This is a genomic window from Desulforhopalus glucosivorans (genome assembly GCF_054397165.1).
This window is the reverse complement of sequence record NZ_AP044854.1, coordinates 249,891-269,132: the sequence shown is the minus strand read 5'-3', so window position 1 is coordinate 269,132 and position 19,242 is coordinate 249,891. Positions and strand designations below refer to the sequence as shown.

Sequence of the window (19,242 nt, the reverse complement as noted above, 5' to 3'; positions counted from 1 at the left end):
AAACAATTTAATTTTCTGATAAAATACTGTAAATAAGAATGGTTTTCAATTACGACAATGTGTCACTCTCTTTAGGACCGCCAGTCAAATAGTTTTCAAGACTCTTTTGCAAGGTTATTTCTGCAAGCTGTGCACAGTGCAGATGTGTATCTGGCAAGGTACCTGTCACATCCATAATGGTGATCATGTTTATTTTTTTCAGCTCGTCAATACTCTTATTTTTGGCAAGGACTGCGGCCGCTTCCACGCAGTGTTTACTAAAGGAACAGCCGTTAGTCCAATGGTGGGTTTCAGCAACATGACCATCCTTAAACTTTAGTCCAATCTCCATGGTGTCGCCGCAATTGCCGACAACCTTCGCAATACCATCCGGAGTATCCAAAACCGGGTTTGCATAATAGTAGATAAAAAACCAGGTCATAGCCACTGCCAACAACACAAGAAACGCAACACCAATACTCATAAAAGACATAGAAAGAACCATTTACGTTGTTAATAACATCATTTAGAAAAAATTTTCCACTCACCTCTGCCCCTTCCATGTACCATAAAATGGCCTATAAATGGTTAAAAATCCGTCATCCAACTCAGGAAAAGACAGGTCAGAATTGACGCTCTTTTACTTGGCCCACCACTGATTTTCTGGTAATAACAATAGCAATTCCAAATCTTACACCATTTTTCACGACCACAACCTGACGATAAAAAGATGAAATCTCTTACAACTGCAACAAAGCTCTATGTTCTCCTCGGTAACCCTCTCGGCCACACCATATCTCCCCCCATGCATAATCTTGCCTTTAAAAAGCTCGATATGGATAGCTGCTATTTCCCTGTTGAAGTCTCAACTGAAAATTTGGGAACTGTATTTAAAGGGCTTTCGAAAATGAATATGGGGGGCATGAACGTCACAGTCCCACACAAGATAAATATAGTAGATCACCTTGATGAACTCGACCCGGTTGCAGCAACTATAGGAGCGGTCAATACCATTTGTTTTATAGATGGTAAAACAAAAGGCTTTAACACCGATGGTGAGGGATTTATTCAGTCCCTTGAAGAAGAAGCCTCAATTTCAGTTCAGGGAAAACGTTTTTTTATCATTGGTTGTGGCGGCGCTGCCCGGGCAATCGCTATGACTCTTGCCTTTAAAGGCGCAGAGAAGATTTTCATCTCCAACAGAACCGCGTCAAAAGCCGCGACACTCGCATCAGAGATAAATAAGAAAATCCGCCCTTGTGCAGAAGCAGTACCTGCAGAGAACGCCGACCAGAAAAAGGTTTTGACAGGTTGTGATGTCGTTATCAACAGCACGAGTATTGGAATGCATCCGGATGTTGATCTACTGCCCATTGATGCATCCCTTATTCTTCCGGATCATATCGTGGCAGACATTGTCTATAACCCCCATGAAACAAAACTATTACAAGTGGCAAAAGCTAAAGGCTGCACCACCGTACCGGGGCTTGGCATGCTTATATATCAGGGGGTTGCCGCCTTTACCATATGGACAGGTGTAAAGCCTCCGGTTAAGGAAATGCAAGAGCATGTGCAGCAACTAATGCTTAAAAGACAGTAGTATTGCCTACAAGAACACCTCATCACCATACTTACGCAGCCTGCCCCTCAGTTGATCGTAACTCAAACCTAGATGAGAAGCAGTTTTCTTTTGGTTATGGCGATGCAGTTGTAAGGCATCCCGTATCATTGTTATTTCCACATTGCGAATTGATTCTTCAAGTGAAAGAGATGAGCCGGATATCTGGTGACCATCTTCACTTTCTGGCCCGTTTATAGAAGACACACTCCCATGATCTTCCCCTGCCAATTTATTTGCAAAGGGAGAAACAAAAGGATCAAACACAACAGAGGAGATATAACTGCTTTCAGCCTGATATACAGCTCGCTCGACCACATTCTTCAATTCACGTATGTTTCCAGGCCAACTGTATTTTTCAAGGGCTGCAACTGTCTCACCAGAAAAATCAACAACACCACTTCTGCCAAGCTCATAGGACATACGTGAGCCAAAATAGTTTGCTAGCAACATTACATCCTCTCTCCGAAACCTGAGAGGTGGTAAAAACAACACTTCAAAGGAAAGCCTGTCCAGGAGATCTTTTTTAAATTCTCCCTTTTCTGCCATCACCATAAGATCAGCATTAGTGGCGCAAACTATGCGGACATCCACCTCAACCGGTGTTTCTCCCCCAACCCTCTCAAAAAAACCGTACTCGACAACCCTCAATATTTTTTCCTGGGCCTCAAGGGGAATTGAACCAACCTCATCGAGGAATAAGGTCCCTCCATCAGCCAATTCAAACCTGCCAGCACTTTTCCTGTCGGCCCCTGTAAAGGCACCCTTTTCATGGCCAAAAAGCTCCGATTCTATCAGATGCGGAGAAAGAGTCGCACAGTTAAGGGTTATAAAGGGTCCATCCCAGCGCTTGGAGAGAAAATGCAGACGTTTAGCCCCAAGTTCTTTTCCTGTCCCGCGCTCACCTAATAGCAGAACAGGACGTTCAACCGGAGCGACCCGTGAGAGTTTCTCCTGAAATTCTAGAAATGATTCCGACTGGCCAATGGCCTCCTTACTTGATCGCACACGCTACACCAGGTTAATTTAACCTACTTATGGCTCACATAACCAACTAGTCGTCACAATAACCACACAACCCCACTAATGCAACAACCCAAGCCCATGTAATTCCGTTATTTTAAAAATTTCATAAAACAGGCACACATACTGCTTAATATAAAATGACCATACAAACCAAACCCAGGAGGATACCATGGGAGTTTTTACACGTTTTAGAGATATCGTTAGTTCAAACATAAACTCAATGCTCGATAAGGCTGAAGACCCTGAAAAGATGATCAAACTTATGATCCATGAGATGGAAGACACCTTGATAGAGCTTAAATCTTCGTGTGCCGGAGTTATCGCCGGACGCAAAAAAATTGAACGTAAATTTGAGGGCGTAAAAGAGAAGGTTTCCCTCTGGAGTGATAGGGCGGCACTTGCTGTTGAGAAAGGCAGGGATGATCTTGCCCGGGAAGCGCTCATGGAACGACGCCGTTTCAGTGAAAGCGCTGAAGCACTTGAGACTGAACTTGCAAATTACAAGGATCTCCTCCAGCAGTACCATGAGGATATCGTAGAACTGGAAGAAAAGTTAAAAAGCGCTAAAGAGAAAAAACGCATGCTCGTTCAACGCCATAAACGTGCCTCTGGTAAAAAGCGGGCTCAGCAGGACATCCGTCGTAGTGATAGCGCCGATACCATGGCCCGATTTGACAAACTTGAGAGCAGAATCGAACAGATGGAAGCTGAAGCAGATATGGTCAACATGGCACAAAAGCCTACGGTAGCCGAAGAATTTGAAGACCTTGCCATGGATGATGAAATTGAAAAGGAACTTGCAAACATCAAGGCGGCTCAATACAGTAAAAATAATGAAGCGGCATAATGTAACCCACCAGAGATTTTTGCAAAAATTGGAGTTTTACCCATGATCAACATTATCATTGTATCAATTGTCTTTGGTTCCATTGTGGCCCTCGCTGCACTCATTTGCGGCACCATCCTGATTGTCCTTAAAACCAGAAGCAGAAATCAAGCGACTGGAGCCGGGGATAAGGACGAGGCCCAGACAATCCAGGAGATCTATCAGGGACTTGGGCGCATGGAAGAACGAATAGAATCACTTGAAACTATCCTTATGGACAACAAGGAGAAGGAAGGAAACAATGAGTAATTATTACGATAAACAGGGAGGAATCTACCGGGCGAGAGATGGTGTCTTTCTTGGGGTATGTAAAGGAATATCAGAATATTTTGACTTTTCCCTATTCTGGATTCGAATGGGCATGGTCGTCTTCTTTATTTTTAGTGGTTTTTGGCCTGTCATTGGGGTGTATTTAGTTGCAGCCTTTTTCATGAAACCAAAACCGATCAAGCCGATCACCTCTGAAGGGGAACGTGAATTTTACGATTCCTATGTCAACTCACCACGCACTGCAGCACATAGGCTGAAAAAAAAGTTCAGAGACCTCGACAGAAGAATTCGCAGAATGGAGGACGAAGTTACCGCTCGGGAATACGATTGGGAACGACGTTTTAACTCTTAACTCGGGCGAACCGATAATAATCGAAGAGAAGTATCTCTCACGAAATTTATATATGAAAACAACAGATAAGCGCTACACCCCAGTGTCTTTCTCGAATTGAAAGCACCCTCGCCTTAATTTCACCCACCTAAAAACCTGTATAAACGGGTGGGTGAAAACCTAACACCTATCAAAAAAACTAGACTTCGTTATCAGTCGAACTTATAATATTTAAAGATGATTTACACTCTTTTATGCATTATGTATATCGCTCTCTCTTTTAAGAGAGCCGTAAATTATTAATGCAACACGTTTCACCAGGAGAAAATCATGAACCAGTTTATTCACTATTTTGCACTGCTTTTTATTGTCTTTGTCTGCGCAGAAATCCGTAACGTCCTCATCTACGAAACACCCTATGACAGTGAACCCATTAGTATCTGGAGTGAATCGGTCAGCAAAAATCCACTGGAGCAAGACCCTGCAGTAAAATCGTTATAGGAAGATCACCTCTAGTATCCTGAGTATCTCAGCCTAACTCTTTTTTATTTTTTCGGTCAGGAATTCATTTTTTCACGCGAATTAGCTCTTTTTTCTACGCCTCTTCACAAATAGAGTGCTCTCTATCCATAACCGCACGAGCCCTGTCGACAGCACCAGCGCCACAGGAATTTAAATTGCAGGTTGTAACCAAAACTCACTCTATTTGTAACTATTTTATAGAAGACATCTCCTATAGCTGGTATCACTAATCGCAGCAAACAAACGATATGCCCGGTTAAACAATGACTACGATTACAAAACGATGCCACCCACCTGGAGTACAGAAACAATTACCCTGCTGATCTTCGCATTTCTTCTTGGAGGAATTGTTAAAGGAGTCATCGGTACAGGCCTGCCAACTATCGCCCTCGCTCTTATTACCGCAACCATAGGCATACGAGAAGGAATGGCGATAATTCTTCTGCCTTCTATCCTCACCAACATCCAACAGGGGCTCTTTGGAGGGCACCTTAAATACACATTTAAACGGAGTTGGACATTTTTGCTGGCAACTTTTATAACCATCTGGATCGGTGCAGGTTTTCTTGCAATAATCGACATTTCATTCTTTTCAGGTTTACTGGGGGTAATTCTTCTTACTTATTCAGCCTTTGGGCTGGCAGCACAAAAACTTCCCAAACCTGAAAAAGCTGAAAAGTGGCTCTCCCCCCTGGTGGGTGCCATTAACGGTCTACTGACAGGAATGACCGGCTCGTCAGTTATTCCTGGTGTTCTCTACCTCCAGAGCCTCGATTTGGGTCGCCACCGACTTGTACAGACCATGGGACTCCTTTTTCTCACCTCAAGTACAACCCTTGCCTTTGCCCTGCAAAAAAACGAACTACTCACAACAGAGCTACTACAGCTCTCTGCTCTCTCTTTTGTTCCCGCCTACATTGGAATGCTAGTTGGTGTACGAATTCGCCACCGAATATCAGATGCACTCTTTAGACAACTCTTTTTTATTTTTATGCTGATTCTAGGGTTTTATATCGTTATTAGAGCCTTTTTTTAACTCGAATCACCCAAGGCTCCAATTGTTCACCATTCCCACCTACACACTTTATGTTGACAAACCAAACACAAGTATATATTATCGATAATAGATAAAGGAGATGACATGGGAAAGAGAGTTATTCAGAGACAAAGCCTCACAGAACAGATTAAGTCCATCCTCATTGACAGAATCATGGATGGTACGTTGAGCCCTGGGGACAGGTTAAAAGAACTGCAAATCGCAGAAGAGTTTGGGACCAGCCAGGCACCTGTTCGTGAAGCAATACGCAGTTTACAGGCCCTTGGCTATGTGGAGCACATTCCCCACGTGGGAGCGTTGATAAAAACATTTAGCCACAAAGAAATAGAAGAAGCCCATCAGGTTCGGGAGGCACTGGAGGGACACTGCTTAATTTTAGCCAACGTAGACCTGGCTCAGTTGATAGGCGAGCTGACACTGCACCTGAATACAATGAAACAATCGGTGGAAGAGAATGACATCCAAGCATTTACTCTTGCCGACAATCTTTTTCATAGAACGATAGTCCGCTACTCCAAAAACATGAGCATGCTGGCCATCTGGGATTCTCTAAGAATTCAATTACAGGTTGCTGCGACCATACTCGAGACAGCCATGCCACTGGAAAAATTATATTCACTGCATCCACCAATTGTAGCCTCACTCAAACGAGAGCACCGGGAAAATGCAGGACGTTTTTTAGCTGAACATTACCGACAAATTGGAATATTCTGGAGCAATGCCAATGAAGACTGATATCCTCTGGTTCTTAAAGAAACAGAAATTACCAATGTAAGACTTAAGCTATCGTTTGAACCATTTGAACCATTTGAACCGTTTGAACCGTTTGAGCCATTTGCTAAAGGCTCATTTTTGGAAAACATCCCCCTGGGGAGGAGGGAACCTTGCATTACTTTAGGTGATCAAGGAGTTACAGAGTATTTACATTGTGGAGAGAATTGCTCTCTCAAATTATCGATAATCGATAAGGAGGAAACTATGAACAAAAATACGTATAATTTAGGTACTGAGAAAAAAGAGTTAAGCCTTGAAGAACTCGATGTTCTTTGCCGAAAATGCCACCACATGCATGATGAAGAAATCCTGAGGTTCCTGGCACGGTTCTTTCGGAGAATTGCAACTTTCTTTGAAAATGAAAAGCAGCAACCTTGCCACACTTCGCCAAGGTAAAATATTGTAATTGCTTTTTCCCGGGGGATTTCATGTTTTACAATCCCCCGGATACCTCTGAGATACCAGCCCCCCACTGAAACCACCCCACCGGTCCGACCTATATTTTCTGAACTCATCTGCAATCAGTTTTTCAATTGGCTAACTTTATTGATTGCTGATTATGTATAAATAAAGCAGTATCGACAATTACAACTGGTATGGGGAAGTCCTGCAATCCCGGGCAAGAAATAACCCAACAACACGCGTCACACCTCTTATCTTAACCAATCACTCTTATCACTGTAACGTCCACCATGGCTCGTAAAGATCTTCGGCATCTACCAATACCAACTATAAAGATATCTCTTGGAGCCATCCTGATTAGTTTTTCAGCGGTTTTTGTCAAGATCTCTGATGTTTCCCCAACAACCTCTGGTTTCTACAGGGTCTTTTTTGGTTCGATATTTCTCTTGTGCGCCTCACTATGGTTCAAAGATTTCAAAAAAACCAAACCAGCCCTGCTGTGGTATATTGTTTTTTGCGGGTTTACCTTTGCACTGGATCTGTTTTTTTGGCATCAAAGCATTGAGTATATTGGCCCAGGTCTTTCCACTTTACTTGGTAATTTTCAGGTTTTTCTACTCGCCGGAATTGGAATCTTCTTCTTCAAAGAAAAAAGTCGTGGCAGATTCTACCTTGCCATACCCCTCGCGGTTATTGGGCTACTACTCATTGTCGATGTTCTATCAAGTACCTTGGGAGATAATTACATAACCGGCATAATCTTCGGTTTACTTACTGCAGTCTGTTACACGGTCTTCCTGCTCAGCCTTAGAAAAATTCAATCAAATGACAAGCAGAGCCCATTTTTCTCTCTTATGCTCGTCTCTGCATGCACCGCCATCTTTCTTGCAATAAAGATGATATATAGCGGAGACTCATTTAGTATTCCTAATCTCCAAAGCCTCACGGCTCTCGTCTGTCTTGGTCTCTTCAGCCAGACAGTTGGCTGGGTCCTCATCGCTAATGCTCTACCCCTCATCCCACCATCACGGGCTGGACTGATATTACTTTTACAACCTGCTCTCTCTTTTACCTGGGATGTCCTGCTGTTTGACCGTCCAACAAGCCTCCTCAACTGGACCGGCCTTGCCATTACCCTTGCTGCCATCTATATGGGGGTCACCAGCAAAATCGAACAAAAAAAATGAAATATTGTTTACATTCCACTACAGAACAAAACCTTGCTAAGATATGAAAGTAGTAATACCTGTAGTAGAAATTAGATTTCGAAATGCTGTATGGACAATAGACGTGTGAGATAGAATAACAAGTACGGAAACAACTATGGAATTTACAAGCGTAGACTTTGTATCATTTAAACAATCTATCACGGAGGCACTCGACAACATCAGTGCCCACGAATCGATTGCGGGGCAAAATGCAATACTGATTAAACCCAACCTCATAAACAACTCCCCGCACCCCATAACCACATCACCTGAATGTTGTGAAGCTGTACTGGAGTATGTGCTACACCACTCAACCGCCAAAGTGGTGATTGCCGAAGGCTGTGGAGCCGCTAACATGGAGACACAGGAGGTGTTTGAAACACTCGGTTACACAGATCTTGCAGAGAAATATAACATAGACCTCATAGACCTGAACCATGAACCAGTTCAGCGTGTTTCAGATGAGAGAGGTACATTTCTAAAGGAAATCTACCTGCCAGAAATTGCCTTTACACACTACATAATCTCCGTTCCCGTACTGAAAGCCCACTCCCTCGCACGAGTAACAGGGACAATTAAAAACATGATGGGTTTTGTCCCACCCAGCCACTACTCTGGAAGCTATGGATCGTGGAAAAAGGCGGCTTTCCATCAGAACATGCAACAGTCTCTTATAGATCTTAGCCTGCACATTAGTCCAGACGTATCAATCATGGATTGTAGTATTGGAATGGCGGAATATCATCTTGGTGGCCCCCACTGCAACCCGCCTGTTGGAAAAATTATTGCAGGATACAACCCTTGGACGGTGGACCAGAAGGCGTGTGATTTTCTGGGACTTAACTGGGCGGAAATCGAGCATGTTGCAGCTGGCATCCGGCAAGAACCTGTGACAATATAAACTTTACTTATATTCTCACAGCAGTTAGAATAATCAATAAAACAGAACACTTGGAACTGGCAACAGACCGACAGCACTTCTACCGCTTCATTGCCAACGACAACTTGCGTACAAATGTATCGGTCTGATTTCTATCTTCTTAATTTATCCTGAGCTACAGGATAATAGTCAACTGTTTCCCGCACGAGTACCCTTGCACCATTATAATCGAGCAAATTATCCTGTACTGCGGCCTGTAATCTTTGAAAGAGTTCAACAAAAATACCCTCTGATTTTCTTTTAATTTGTCTTAATTCCACTTTTTTCTCCGCCTTATTACTATTATTTTTGACCGTAGCTCCAGGTGCGAGATAACCCGCCTGGGCATATTGGATGGCAGGACGCCTAATATCAAACTTAATGGCAAGATACTCAGTCAGTCTTTTTGCCTCTGTCACCGAAAACAGACGCTTTCTCAAACTGCTCCTAAAAGCAGTTTCCAGTTGAGCGGCTTTGACCTGTCTATTTTTCTTAACAAAGTAATCTGTTAACTCATCTTTTGCCTTTTCCATGTCTCTTTCAAAGGCCACGTCTTTCAAGTTAACTATTTTTCTCGATTTTCTCCTGATAGCCATATCTAATCTCCAAGTAATCCCCCCGAATGCGCTGGATACGCCACCCTGTGTAATTAATTGTATGGAGAAAAATATGAAAAATCAAGCTAAGACATTGTTTTTATGTAATTATCAACTTCTATCGATAATGATTATCATTTGTAATCAATACGTTACGGTATAAAATAAATATTAGGTAAGCATCTCATATCGATCAGATCTCAGCGAAATCTACAACAAACAAAACACAACCTGTTATGTATGACAGGCTTTCAGAAGTAAGGCACTAGGTTGTTGCTCGTTTGTCCCCGAGAACCTGTAGATCTCGTAGATACTGCTCAGACTGATCCAGATAAAATGAAAGAGCTTTCGAAAAATGTTTACCAACCAGTCCATCGACGAAGATCTGGCTAATCTCTCTATGTCGTTTCAACACCAACTGAGACCTGTAAAAAATGAGCCATTCCTCATCAGACATATCCTCAATCATTGTAACCAGAGCCTTTTGAGCGCGTGGTTTATACATCCAGAAATACATCAGATCAAGGGCATTAACGATGGTCAGTGTCTCTAACTCCTGCGCCTCATCATTGAGGGTCTTCATCATGATTTTTGGCGACTGCAGCATCTCAAGAACATCTTCTTCCGGAAAGAGAAGATCGAGTCTTGAAAAAACTGTAAAAACCTGTGAAATTTTCGTCTTGTAGGCAGCAAGACGAGCTTTGACATTAGTCTGACGATCAGCAAGACCCTCAATTATCGCAGCCACACAATCAGAGGCGAATTTTGAGATAATAGCCGCCCATTTTTGCAGGGCACCTGTTACATCTGGTACACCAACGCCCCCCAATACTGTACCAATCAAAGTATTGAGCAAAATAGCCATGGGAATAGCGAGTATAGACCTAAAAAAATTCCCAACAGTTGCCGCCTTCGGTAATCCCCGTATCGCATTATGGCTGGAGATATAAATACCATTGGCAAGACCCATCACAGAATAGAGCAGAATCGGGTTGGTACTCGTTGTTACATTAAAGGTATTATCCAACAAAACGGTTTTCACCAGAAAATCTAGTAAGGGAACTGAAAAGCCTGTGTACAGCAAAGAATCAGAGATCCTGCTCCAACTCACAAGAGAGTTCCAGGGCAAGAGTGGTGAGCGACGTAATCCTCCGCCCCCAAGCACCGACTGTATGATATTTCTCGAACCAGTGATGCCAAACCAGATGAACGCCCCCAGGTAGGCAAGCAGCCACCAGTCCTTGGTTAAACTAAAGGTAAGAAAGGCTGGAATAAACCCCAGGGTCACCTTGAGTACATTTTTTACATTGGTGTCAAGATACTTCCACCGCTCCCGCAGACTAATCTGGTTTTCTTTCCCATTATGTTGTCTATACGTGGTATGACGCCCAGTTAAGCCACCAAGTTTCGCAATGTTGCCAGACTCACCATCATGGAGGGTATAGCCATCCAGCGTCCAATCCGTCCACAAGCTGGTATTTTTGTTCTTAATTGGTAGAAATCGTTTTACAAAGCCGATTTTACCTGAAGCTACAGGCAGGATATATTGCCTGGAGTGGGAGTTTTTAGTGAGCAGGGCACTGACAGGAATAACAAGCCCCCCCTGTACCTTAGCCCGCCGAAAAACTTTTCGAGCCCGAGCCGGTATTGTGTCCAAAACAACCAGCCCCATTCCATACTGGTGCTCAGCCTGACCGGTTGACCCTGAGCCAATCCGTGAGCCAAGTGTTCGTTTTTTATAAAAATTATGTAAGGCTTCGAGATCATAAAGAATATCTATAAGCTCAAGTTTTCTCACTTGCATCTTTGCAACTTCTGCAGCAAGGCTTGCACGCTCCTCGTCCCCCACGACCAACCGTTTTAGCCCAGCACGCATGCTAAGCTGCTGCTCTTCGTGGTCCCAGATAATTGCACGAATCACTCTTTTTAGACTGATAACATTGTCATCATTGAGGGCTCTTTGCAATTCTCCCACAAGTTTATAGTGAGAATTCGGGCTTTTCAGATCAACAGTTTCCCCCAGCTGTTTTCCTCCGGCAACTGTTACCCCTGAACTCATGCCATGGGTTGCATTCTTCAGGTTGTACGCCTCCACATGGGTAACCAGCCCCGAACCTGCATAGAGAAGTTCCAGGGTATCCTGAATGGAAAGGTTACTCAGATTGAGAGTGAAATTTGAATTAGAGTGCAGGGACAGAAGTCGCTGTAACAACTCTTTCAGACCACACTGTAGTAACTTAGGTAGCGTATCACTCTGGGCTGGAACAGTGGGATTATGCACTTCAGGGTTATGTATGGGGAGAAGAAATCGGTCTATAATAGTTGTAACTGAAGGTGATTGAGCCACATCTTTATGAGATCCTGAATCCCCGCTACTACCTGCCAGTTCAGCCTGTATCGCATTATGTATAAAGCGAGCAAGGTGTAATATTGATGGCTGGCCCGTACCAACAAATGTTTTAAACTCACGGGGATCTAATGGCTCCAGGTTAATTGCGAACTCATCCTTTACTACACTGCGATGACGACTATTAAAGACCGTCAGCACATCAAAAACATACTTCTGCTGATAACTCGACACCTCCCGCCCCTCATCCAGGAGAGCCTTAACTCCGTCGTCACGAAGAAATTTGATCAGGGATCTATTGTCATTAAAACCGCGAGGCTCCCAGGTAAAACGTGCATACTTATCCCGGAACCTGGTGGACATCTCAATTCCAACCTGCACTTTAATGCCAAGCAAACTGCTTGCTTCAATTAATTCCTCTATAACTTTAGGCTGGACGTAGTTGTAATAAACGACTGTTAAAAATCGAATACCCTTAATCCAGGCATCCATTATCAGGTGTGTTGGTGATTTACGTCCCTTGGTGTTAGCATCATGCACATGATCATCAAAGGCTACCTGATTCCATTCTTCTGGCATTTCAACGAGATGATATTTGCACAGTTCAGCCCTCACCTTCAAGGGGGACCCGGTAGAAACAATACGGAAATCATGGGCCAGCTTTAACTGCTGTAACTCATTACTCCTGCATCGTACCAGCTCTTTCATTATCTGAAGAAGTACCCTGGCTGTATTCTTTTGATAGTAGGTGTTTGATGATAAAAACACCTCATCTCGAAGAGAACGCAGAGCCTTCAACCTATCTCCCGACAACCCCTTATTAAATGAACCGAGAAGAGATACGGTCGCATAGGCAATACGAAGTCCACGGGAAGCGGCCATCTCCTTGATGCCATGGGGGTGCATATGCTCAACAAGCAATGACCTGAGCGTTTTCGACTCACTACCACCCTCCAGCACATCCTCCACAATTTGCAAAAGCTGATAATCGCCTTTATCAAAAAATATTCTGGAATACTTTGTCGTCATAAGTAACGTTGCTGAATCTGTTGTAAAAACGTATTTTCCACACTATCGGGTTAACCTACCAATCTTACCGTAAAACTCTATAAAGCTATAAGGTGATACGGAAACTCTTCCGGACAGGTCACAAAATAGTCAGCCTTTAAATAGTTATCTTTTGAAGTACCCGCCTCGGGCCAGGCAACAACCTTCATACCGGCAGCGACACCCGCAGCAACGCCTACAACTGAGTCCTCTACCACCAGACAATCAGCAGCCTGGAGACCCAGCCTTTTTGCAGCAGCAAGATATGGCTCAGGGTCGGGCTTACCATTTTTAACATCGTCCCCTGAAATATTAAAAGATACCAAATCTGAAAGCCCTAGAACCTTTAAATTTGCATCAACGACGACCATATCACCATTTGAGACACAGGCTTGAGGAATTGATGATTTTGCCACATCACGGAAAATTGCAGTGAGGTCCCTTCGCTCAAGATCCAGGCTCACCGCTGCACAATATCTATTGGCACACTCCTCCTTAAAACTCATTTCATCTGATTTAAGGGGATACTTTAAAGAGAGGATCTCCCACTTTTCAACCATGGATTTCCCAAGAAGCGAGTCGTTATCTTCTTTTTTAAGGGGAAAACCAAGATCCTCACACCAGTCGGCAATGACCTGGTAGTGGAGCTCCTCACTGTCTATAAGGGTACCATCTATATCCCAAAAAACTGCTTTCACAGTGGCTTCATCGCTTGTATTCATAGTTTCTCTTTCTCATGTTCACTTTTTGTATTTCAATCCAACAATCACTCATTTATTGTATACACCTCTCTAACCAGGATAGCTACATGAGTACTCCGCTCTGGAAAAACTATACAAAAAAACAGACAATCAATAACCATACTACTGTTTCTGGCTTGTTGTCCTGTTTACAGAGGTGAGATCATCCCTTCTACACTCTACCCCCATCAAATAAGATGCACACCGGCCCTGGACTACACAAACACCACACCAATAACCTTACCTACAGCCAGAACCAAGAGCAGTGGACCTCATAAAATTATAAATATATGACACATTAATATTATATGTTTTTCATATTAATACCAGGCCACTACAGATATAATTAATTCGAACAAACAAGAACTTACACTATATTGTGCAATTTGTACCATTTCAACTTAACTATAAAAGTTGCCACTCACCTCCAGTTGCGGTATGTTTTTCATACCTAATAATGAATAGATAGAAGTGGTTCAGTTTGTTTGAACAATTACCTGGTGTTCCTTAGGTGGAATCCCTGCCTACTTTATGCTGCCAAGGGTACCGCCGGCAGCATAGTTCCATATGCCTCGTCTGGTGTCATTTTCTCCAAGCTTGAATGCGGCCTCGATTGATTATACCAGGCAAGATACTGCATAATTGACATCCGTGCCTCCTTAACTGACTCATAAGCATAGAGGTATACTCGTTCGTATTTTACTGTTCTCCATAATCTTTCAACAAAGATATTGTCTCTCCAGGCACCTTTTCCATCCATACTGATTTGACAACCCGCATCTTTTACAGCCTGAACAAATTCATACGCAGTAAACTGACTACCCTGATCTGTATTGATGATCTCAGGCTTGCCGTGCCGATGGAAGGCTTCTTGTAGTACTTCAACTGCATGAACAGCCTCCAGGGTAATGGCAACCTTTGCCGCAAGTACTTTACGACTTGCCCAATCAACAACAGCTATCAAATATACATATCCCTTAGCCATTGGAATATACGTTGTGTCAAGCGCCCACACCTGATTGGCGCGGTTAATGACTTTACCTCTCAGCAGATAAGGATAGATCTTATGGGTTGGGTGCTTCTTACTCGTTCGAGGTTTTTGATAAAGGGCTTCGATTCCCATCTTCTTCATCAGTGTACTGACATGTCTACGACCAACCTTGAAACCCAATCTATTAAGCTGGTCACGCAACATTCGAGCTCCCATGAAGGGATGCTCCAAGTGCAACTCATCTATCCTACGCATAAGCTCAAGATCTGCATTACTAGTAGGTTTTGCCTGGTAATACACACTGCCTCGGCATATATTCAGCAGCTTCGCCTGGCGGCTTATAGATAGCTGGTGCTTGCGGTCAATCATTTTTTTGCGCTCAGCAACCCCGCCTTTGTGAGCGCCCCTTCTAAAAAATCATTCTCAAGCGTCAATTGGCCAATCTTAGCATGCAAGGTCTTTATGTCTATTTCCGGCTCGACCTTTTTGCCTTTGTCGAAGATATCAGCTGCCTGATCATTAAGTTGCTTTTTCCATTGAGTAATCTGGTTTGGATGGACTTCATATTGCTGCGCCAATTCAGCAACAGTTTTATCTCCAGCCATAGCTGCCAAAGCTACTTTCGCTTTAAAGGCACCTGAATGTTTTCTACGTCCTCTCTTTGCCATTGTTGTGCTCCATAATTGTGACCATCTGGTCATTCAATATGTAGCAGGTATTCCACTTAACAGCTTGTTCAAATTTACGGAGCCAGCTCTAGATATTCACTCAACATATTTCAACTCAAAACCTTAAATAACCCCCAGGATGCAAATGGTATTAAACCAATTGTCATAAAAGTTTACAACAACAGGAGGAAGAGACATAGCACCTTGCCTTACCACGCTACACAGGATTGCAGACTCGATAACAGCAGGAGGAAATAACAACCCATAGGTTGATAGCTACCTGAAGGAGAAATGACCAATGTCGACACTATTTTTAGATCGTCTATGGCAGATGCATGACGAAACCAAGGCTCTCGTCCTATTCAGACCCTTGGAGATGATCAAACAGTCCAGAAAAGAGAGTACATTTCACAGAGAAGAGGATGAAACTCATCCCGTTGAAAGGCTGGAAGAAGCCCCGGCAGAGCACACACAAAGACTGCGCACAGGACCAGGCGGTGTTAATGAGGAAGAGCCACATGCTTACACCAGGCGTCAAAAAGCCGGTTTACTCTTTGGCCCATTACTGTTCATTCTCATGCTCATATTGCCTACCCCTGGCGGGATGGAACCTGCTGCTCAGAAAATGGCAGCGGTCGCGCTTCTTATGGCCACCTGGTGGATGACCGAGGCAATACCCATTCCGGCAACCAGTCTTCTACCAATCGTACTGTTTCCTCTTCTTGGTATAATGCACACCAAGGCAGCAGCAGCCCCCTATGCCAGCCATCTTATCTTTCTCTTCATGGGAGGCTTTATTATAGCCCTCGCCATGCAGAGATGGAACCTGCACCGGCGTGTTGCGATGAATATCGTGAAAATTGTAGGTTTTTCCCCCAGCAGACTTATTTTTGGTTTTATGGTTGCAACCGCCGCACTGTCCGCCTTTGTCTCCAATACAGCAACCACTGTTATGATGATGCCTATCGGTCTCGCTATTATTCATCACGTCATTGCAGAAGGCAAAAAGGACGGTCTTGATTCCTATATTGATTTTTCACCGGAGAAATTTGCCTTTGGTCTCAACCTGATGCTCGGTATTGCCTATGCAGCTTCAATTGGTGGAATCGCGACCCTGATTGGCACCCCACCCAATACTGTTCTTGCTGGTTACCTGACCAAGACCTACGGTTATGAAATTACTTTTGCCAACTGGATGCTCGTAGGTGTTCCTCTGGTTGTTATCTTTCTACCACTCTGCTGGTTATGGCTCATTAAAGTGGCCAACCCGATGAAGTTGAAGAAAGTTCCCGGTGGTAAAGATATGATTAATCAGGAACTTAAGCTCATGGGAAGTATGAGTGCCGGAGAACGTTGGACAGCGATCGTATTTTGCATGACTGCACTTGGCTGGATATTTAGAAAAAATATTGGTTTCTTATTTCCCGATCCAAAACTGATAACGGACGCCACCATCGCCATGGCTGGAGCACTTATACTCTTTGCCATTCCAATTAATATTAAAAAGAATGAATTTGTAATGAACTGGACCTGGGCAGCTAAAATGCCATGGGGAGTTCTTATTCTCTTTGGGGGTGGTCTTTCTATGGCTGCCGGTTTTAAAGCTACTCAACTTGCAAACTGGATAGGCAGCCAGGTGGGCCTACTTGATACTGCGCCGATTTTAGTGCTCGTTCTGGCTGTAGCGACCCTTATCATCTTTCTCACTGAACTGACCTCAAACACAGCAACGTCAGCTATGGTTATGCCTATTCTATCAGCAATCGCCATAGGCCTTGGACAAAACCCGCTTCTTCTTATTATTCCGGCTGCAATTGCTGCATCCTGTGCCTTTATGCTTCCGGTGGCAACTCCACCTAATGCCATCGTGTTCGGCTCAGGCTATGTGACGATACCCCAGATGGTAAAGAGCGGATTCGGTCTGAATATCCTTGGTATTTTTCTTGCCGTGGCAATCACCTTTGCTATTGTTATACCACTCTTTGGTATTGAACTTGGTGTTGTCCCAGACTGGGTAACTGCAGGCCAATAAGCGTCAGCGAGTAACCAAACAACAGATCATTATTCTATATAAGGATGTCTTCTCATATAAAATAATGATCTGTGAAGTCTCGTATTAGCACAATTACCCCAGGCTTATCCAAGAGTAACTGGTTGGCTTCCCCTACCCGCTAAATTTCAATTTTTGCCCCGAGTTTTTTCACAAAGGCAGCCAGCCAGGCAGGGTGTGCCGGCCAGGCTGGAGCTGTAATCAAATTATCTTCGGTGTGTGCCGCATCAATGTCAATGGCAACATATTTTCCTCCAGCGGAAGTCACTTCAGGGGCACATGCTGGATAGGCTGAACATTCTCGGCCCTGCAGAACTCCAGCGGCTGACAACAACTGTGCACCGTGGCATATTGCAGCAATTGGTTTTCTTACCTCGGCAAACTCTTTAACAATTGAAAGAACATTCTCATCGAGGCGTAAATACTCAGGAGCGCGACCTCCAGGAATCACAAGTCCGATATAGTTGTCTGTTTTTACCTCGCTAAAATCAGCATTCAAAACAAAGTTGTGCCCTCTTTTCTCGCTGTAGGTCTGATCTCCTTCAAAATCGTGGATTGAAGTTCGGACAAAGTCGCCCCCTTTCTTATCCGGACAGACGGCATCAACCTCATACCCCAGCATGGACAATGCCTGAAATGGTACCATCACTTCATAATCTTCAACATAGTCACCAACAATCATCAGTAGTTTTTTCCCAGACATAGTTTTCACCTCTAGTGTAATGGTTAATTCGATATCTATACCAAGAACAACTCGCTGGCTCTCCATACAATTTTCTTGTTGGACAACCATACGCATTTATACAATCCAAAAATTACAAAAATTACAAAAATTACTATTGGAGCTGATTCCTTAAAGGTCAAGTAAGCTGAGCTTCCAAAAGAAAATTATAATAATTCATCAGAAAACAATACTATCGCCCAATATTTCTTGAATTATTACCCAGAGGACACTACATTAGCAACTCCATATTGAACATATACCTAAAACATTTCAAGGATACAACATGGATATATCAGCCATCAAAACTGTATTTTATTCACCGACTCAAACCTCCCAAAAAATCGCCCTGGCAATTTGTGCAGGAGCCACAACTAACCAATCTGTACAACAGATTAATCTCACCCAGCCAAGCCAGGTCAAGGCAACGGTTGCAGCAAATGAACTGGCAATTATAGCAGTCCCAGTCTATGCAGGAAGAGTAGCACCTGTCGCACGGGAGAGATTAAACAATATTACAGGTAATAATTCCCCTGCGATCCTTGTTGTACTCTATGGTAACCGAGAATTTGAAGACGCCCTTATTGAGCTAAAAGATATAGTAGAAGCGCAATCATTTAACGTTATTGCAGCATCTGCTTTTATAGGAGAACATTCTTTTGCTACAGCAGAACTACCAATAGCAAACGACCGCCCGGACGAGATTGATCTGAGTATTGCCCATGATTTTGGCACAAAGGTAATGCAAAAACTGACGGAGTCCCAAACAGCTGCACCAGTTACTGTCCCCGGAAATATCCCCTATAAAGATGGGATGCCTAATCTGCCTTTTGCTCCCATCGTTGACACCGAAAACTGTACCCAGTGTGAAGAGTGTCTTGCCGTATGCCCCACCGGAGCTATACAACTAAAAGATACAATTGAGATTAATCCAGAAGACTGCACCTTTTGCTGCGCCTGCATCAAAACCTGCCCAGTTACATGCATTACCATTACCAACACTCCAATGGCAGAAAAAGCAGAAGCGCTCCACACCAACTGCCAAACACGAAAAGAGCCTGAACTCTTTATCTAAATCAAAAGGTTAATG

The 19,242-nt window shown here is 43.6% G+C and carries 19 protein-coding genes; 12 read left to right on the top strand and 7 right to left on the bottom strand.

Annotated elements, in window-relative coordinates:
* Nucleotides 1-49: 49 nt before the first annotated feature.
* Nucleotides 50-472, bottom strand: a complete 423-nt coding sequence (locus ACX6CI_RS01175; protein WP_458776352.1) for an iron-sulfur cluster assembly scaffold protein — start codon at nucleotides 470-472, stop codon at nucleotides 50-52.
* A gap of 237 nt (nucleotides 473-709) precedes the next feature.
* Between ACX6CI_RS01175 and aroE the strand changes: the two genes are divergently transcribed.
* Nucleotides 710-1,579: a shikimate dehydrogenase gene (gene aroE / locus ACX6CI_RS01170; RefSeq protein WP_458776351.1), complete on the top strand. Its 870-nt coding sequence runs from the start codon at nucleotides 710-712 to the stop codon at nucleotides 1,577-1,579.
* Between the two features lie 6 nt (nucleotides 1,580-1,585).
* Here the strand turns inward: aroE and pspF are convergent, their stop codons facing one another.
* Nucleotides 1,586-2,605, bottom strand: a complete 1,020-nt coding sequence (gene pspF / locus ACX6CI_RS01165; RefSeq protein WP_458776350.1) for a phage shock protein operon transcriptional activator — start codon at nucleotides 2,603-2,605, stop codon at nucleotides 1,586-1,588.
* Nucleotides 2,606-2,792: 187 nt separating this feature from the next.
* Between pspF and pspA the strand changes: the two genes are divergently transcribed.
* The 9 genes from pspA (at nucleotide 2,793) to ACX6CI_RS01120 (ending at nucleotide 8,974) form a co-directional block, all read left to right on the top strand.
* Nucleotides 2,793-3,470, top strand: coding sequence for a phage shock protein PspA (gene pspA, locus ACX6CI_RS01160; RefSeq protein ID WP_458776349.1), 678 nt, complete (start codon nucleotides 2,793-2,795; stop codon nucleotides 3,468-3,470).
* A 42-nt stretch (nucleotides 3,471-3,512) separates the two neighbouring features.
* Complete coding sequence (locus tag ACX6CI_RS01155; protein WP_458776348.1) at nucleotides 3,513-3,758, top strand: envelope stress response membrane protein PspB; 246 nt, start codon at nucleotides 3,513-3,515, stop codon at nucleotides 3,756-3,758.
* Nucleotides 3,751-4,131 (top strand): envelope stress response membrane protein PspC, encoded by a 381-nt coding sequence (pspC, locus tag ACX6CI_RS01150; RefSeq protein ID WP_458776347.1) that lies wholly within the window; start codon nucleotides 3,751-3,753, stop codon nucleotides 4,129-4,131. The genes ACX6CI_RS01155 and pspC overlap by 8 nt, the downstream gene beginning before the upstream one ends.
* Before the next feature lie 309 nt (nucleotides 4,132-4,440).
* On the top strand, nucleotides 4,441-4,611 hold the full coding sequence (locus ACX6CI_RS01145; RefSeq protein ID WP_458776346.1) for a hypothetical protein: 171 nt from the start codon (nucleotides 4,441-4,443) through the stop codon (nucleotides 4,609-4,611).
* 304 nt (nucleotides 4,612-4,915) lie between these two features.
* Nucleotides 4,916-5,668, top strand: a complete 753-nt coding sequence (locus ACX6CI_RS01140) for a sulfite exporter TauE/SafE family protein (protein ID WP_458776345.1) — start codon at nucleotides 4,916-4,918, stop codon at nucleotides 5,666-5,668.
* Between the two features lie 105 nt (nucleotides 5,669-5,773).
* Complete coding sequence (locus tag ACX6CI_RS01135) at nucleotides 5,774-6,424, top strand: GntR family transcriptional regulator (RefSeq protein ID WP_458776344.1); 651 nt, start codon at nucleotides 5,774-5,776, stop codon at nucleotides 6,422-6,424.
* 243 nt (nucleotides 6,425-6,667) lie between these two features.
* On the top strand, nucleotides 6,668-6,859 hold the full coding sequence (locus ACX6CI_RS01130; protein WP_458776343.1) for a hypothetical protein: 192 nt from the start codon (nucleotides 6,668-6,670) through the stop codon (nucleotides 6,857-6,859).
* Between the two features lie 296 nt (nucleotides 6,860-7,155).
* Entirely contained in the window at nucleotides 7,156-8,052 is an 897-nt protein-coding gene (locus ACX6CI_RS01125) for a DMT family transporter (protein WP_458776342.1), read from the top strand.
* Nucleotides 8,053-8,188: 136 nt separating this feature from the next.
* On the top strand, nucleotides 8,189-8,974 hold the full coding sequence (locus tag ACX6CI_RS01120; RefSeq protein WP_458776341.1) for a DUF362 domain-containing protein: 786 nt from the start codon (nucleotides 8,189-8,191) through the stop codon (nucleotides 8,972-8,974).
* 131 nt (nucleotides 8,975-9,105) lie between these two features.
* Here ACX6CI_RS01120 and ACX6CI_RS01115 read toward each other — a convergent pair whose 3' ends face one another.
* The 4 genes from ACX6CI_RS01115 to ACX6CI_RS01100 form a co-directional block, all read right to left on the bottom strand.
* Nucleotides 9,106-9,588, bottom strand: a complete 483-nt coding sequence (locus ACX6CI_RS01115) for a hypothetical protein (protein ID WP_458776340.1) — start codon at nucleotides 9,586-9,588, stop codon at nucleotides 9,106-9,108.
* A gap of 265 nt (nucleotides 9,589-9,853) precedes the next feature.
* Nucleotides 9,854-12,964 carry a hypothetical protein gene (locus ACX6CI_RS01110; protein WP_458776339.1) on the bottom strand — a complete coding sequence of 1,037 codons (3,111 nt, stop codon included), beginning with the start codon at nucleotides 12,962-12,964 and terminating at the stop codon, nucleotides 9,854-9,856.
* A gap of 77 nt (nucleotides 12,965-13,041) precedes the next feature.
* A complete protein-coding gene (locus ACX6CI_RS01105) occupies nucleotides 13,042-13,704 on the bottom strand; it encodes an HAD family hydrolase (protein WP_458776338.1) in 663 nt (220 codons plus the stop codon).
* A gap of 547 nt (nucleotides 13,705-14,251) precedes the next feature.
* Nucleotides 14,252-15,381, bottom strand: a protein-coding gene (locus ACX6CI_RS01100) for an IS3 family transposase (protein ID WP_458776337.1) whose coding sequence is annotated in 2 segments (ribosomal slippage) — nucleotides 14,252-15,123 and nucleotides 15,123-15,381 — 1,131 coding nt in all. Because the reading frame shifts where the segments join, the coding sequence is not laid out codon by codon here.
* Nucleotides 15,382-15,679: 298 nt separating this feature from the next.
* Here ACX6CI_RS01100 and ACX6CI_RS01095 point away from each other — a divergent pair.
* Nucleotides 15,680-17,413, top strand: a complete 1,734-nt coding sequence (locus ACX6CI_RS01095; RefSeq protein WP_458776336.1) for an SLC13 family permease — start codon at nucleotides 15,680-15,682, stop codon at nucleotides 17,411-17,413.
* A gap of 139 nt (nucleotides 17,414-17,552) precedes the next feature.
* Here the strand turns inward: ACX6CI_RS01095 and ACX6CI_RS01090 are convergent, their stop codons facing one another.
* The gene (locus ACX6CI_RS01090) at nucleotides 17,553-18,134 is read right to left on the bottom strand and encodes a DJ-1/PfpI family protein (RefSeq protein ID WP_458778416.1); all 582 of its coding nucleotides are present in this window, start codon (nucleotides 18,132-18,134) and stop codon (nucleotides 17,553-17,555) included.
* Between the two features lie 304 nt (nucleotides 18,135-18,438).
* On the opposite strand from ACX6CI_RS01090, the gene ACX6CI_RS01085 reads away from it, so the two are divergent.
* Entirely contained in the window at nucleotides 18,439-19,227 is a 789-nt protein-coding gene (locus tag ACX6CI_RS01085) for a 4Fe-4S binding protein (protein WP_458776335.1), read from the top strand.
* Nucleotides 19,228-19,242: the final 15 nt, after the last annotated feature.

Excerpts from the sequence above, each read along its gene's own strand:
- ACX6CI_RS01175 (WP_458776352.1), bottom strand. The coding sequence starts at position 472 with ATGTCTTTTATGAGTATTGGTGTTGCGTTTCTTGTGTTGTTGGCAGTG.
- aroE (WP_458776351.1), top strand. The coding sequence starts at position 710 with ATGAAATCTCTTACAACTGCAACAAAGCTCTATGTTCTCCTCGGTAAC.
- pspA (WP_458776349.1), top strand. The coding sequence starts at position 2,793 with ATGGGAGTTTTTACACGTTTTAGAGATATCGTTAGTTCAAACATAAAC.
- ACX6CI_RS01155 (WP_458776348.1), top strand. The coding sequence starts at position 3,513 with ATGATCAACATTATCATTGTATCAATTGTCTTTGGTTCCATTGTGGCC.
- pspC (WP_458776347.1), top strand. The coding sequence starts at position 3,751 with ATGAGTAATTATTACGATAAACAGGGAGGAATCTACCGGGCGAGAGAT.
- ACX6CI_RS01145 (WP_458776346.1), top strand. The coding sequence starts at position 4,441 with ATGAACCAGTTTATTCACTATTTTGCACTGCTTTTTATTGTCTTTGTC.
- ACX6CI_RS01140 (WP_458776345.1), top strand. The coding sequence starts at position 4,916 with ATGCCACCCACCTGGAGTACAGAAACAATTACCCTGCTGATCTTCGCA.
- ACX6CI_RS01135 (WP_458776344.1), top strand. The coding sequence starts at position 5,774 with ATGGGAAAGAGAGTTATTCAGAGACAAAGCCTCACAGAACAGATTAAG.
- ACX6CI_RS01130 (WP_458776343.1), top strand. The coding sequence starts at position 6,668 with ATGAACAAAAATACGTATAATTTAGGTACTGAGAAAAAAGAGTTAAGC.
- ACX6CI_RS01125 (WP_458776342.1), top strand. The coding sequence starts at position 7,156 with ATGGCTCGTAAAGATCTTCGGCATCTACCAATACCAACTATAAAGATA.
- ACX6CI_RS01120 (WP_458776341.1), top strand. The coding sequence starts at position 8,189 with ATGGAATTTACAAGCGTAGACTTTGTATCATTTAAACAATCTATCACG.
- ACX6CI_RS01115 (WP_458776340.1), bottom strand. The coding sequence starts at position 9,588 with ATGGCTATCAGGAGAAAATCGAGAAAAATAGTTAACTTGAAAGACGTG.
- ACX6CI_RS01110 (WP_458776339.1), bottom strand. The coding sequence starts at position 12,964 with ATGACGACAAAGTATTCCAGAATATTTTTTGATAAAGGCGATTATCAG.
- ACX6CI_RS01105 (WP_458776338.1), bottom strand. The coding sequence starts at position 13,704 with ATGAATACAAGCGATGAAGCCACTGTGAAAGCAGTTTTTTGGGATATA.
- ACX6CI_RS01095 (WP_458776336.1), top strand. The coding sequence starts at position 15,680 with ATGTCGACACTATTTTTAGATCGTCTATGGCAGATGCATGACGAAACC.
- ACX6CI_RS01090 (WP_458778416.1), bottom strand. The coding sequence starts at position 18,134 with ATGTCTGGGAAAAAACTACTGATGATTGTTGGTGACTATGTTGAAGAT.
- ACX6CI_RS01085 (WP_458776335.1), top strand. The coding sequence starts at position 18,439 with ATGGATATATCAGCCATCAAAACTGTATTTTATTCACCGACTCAAACC.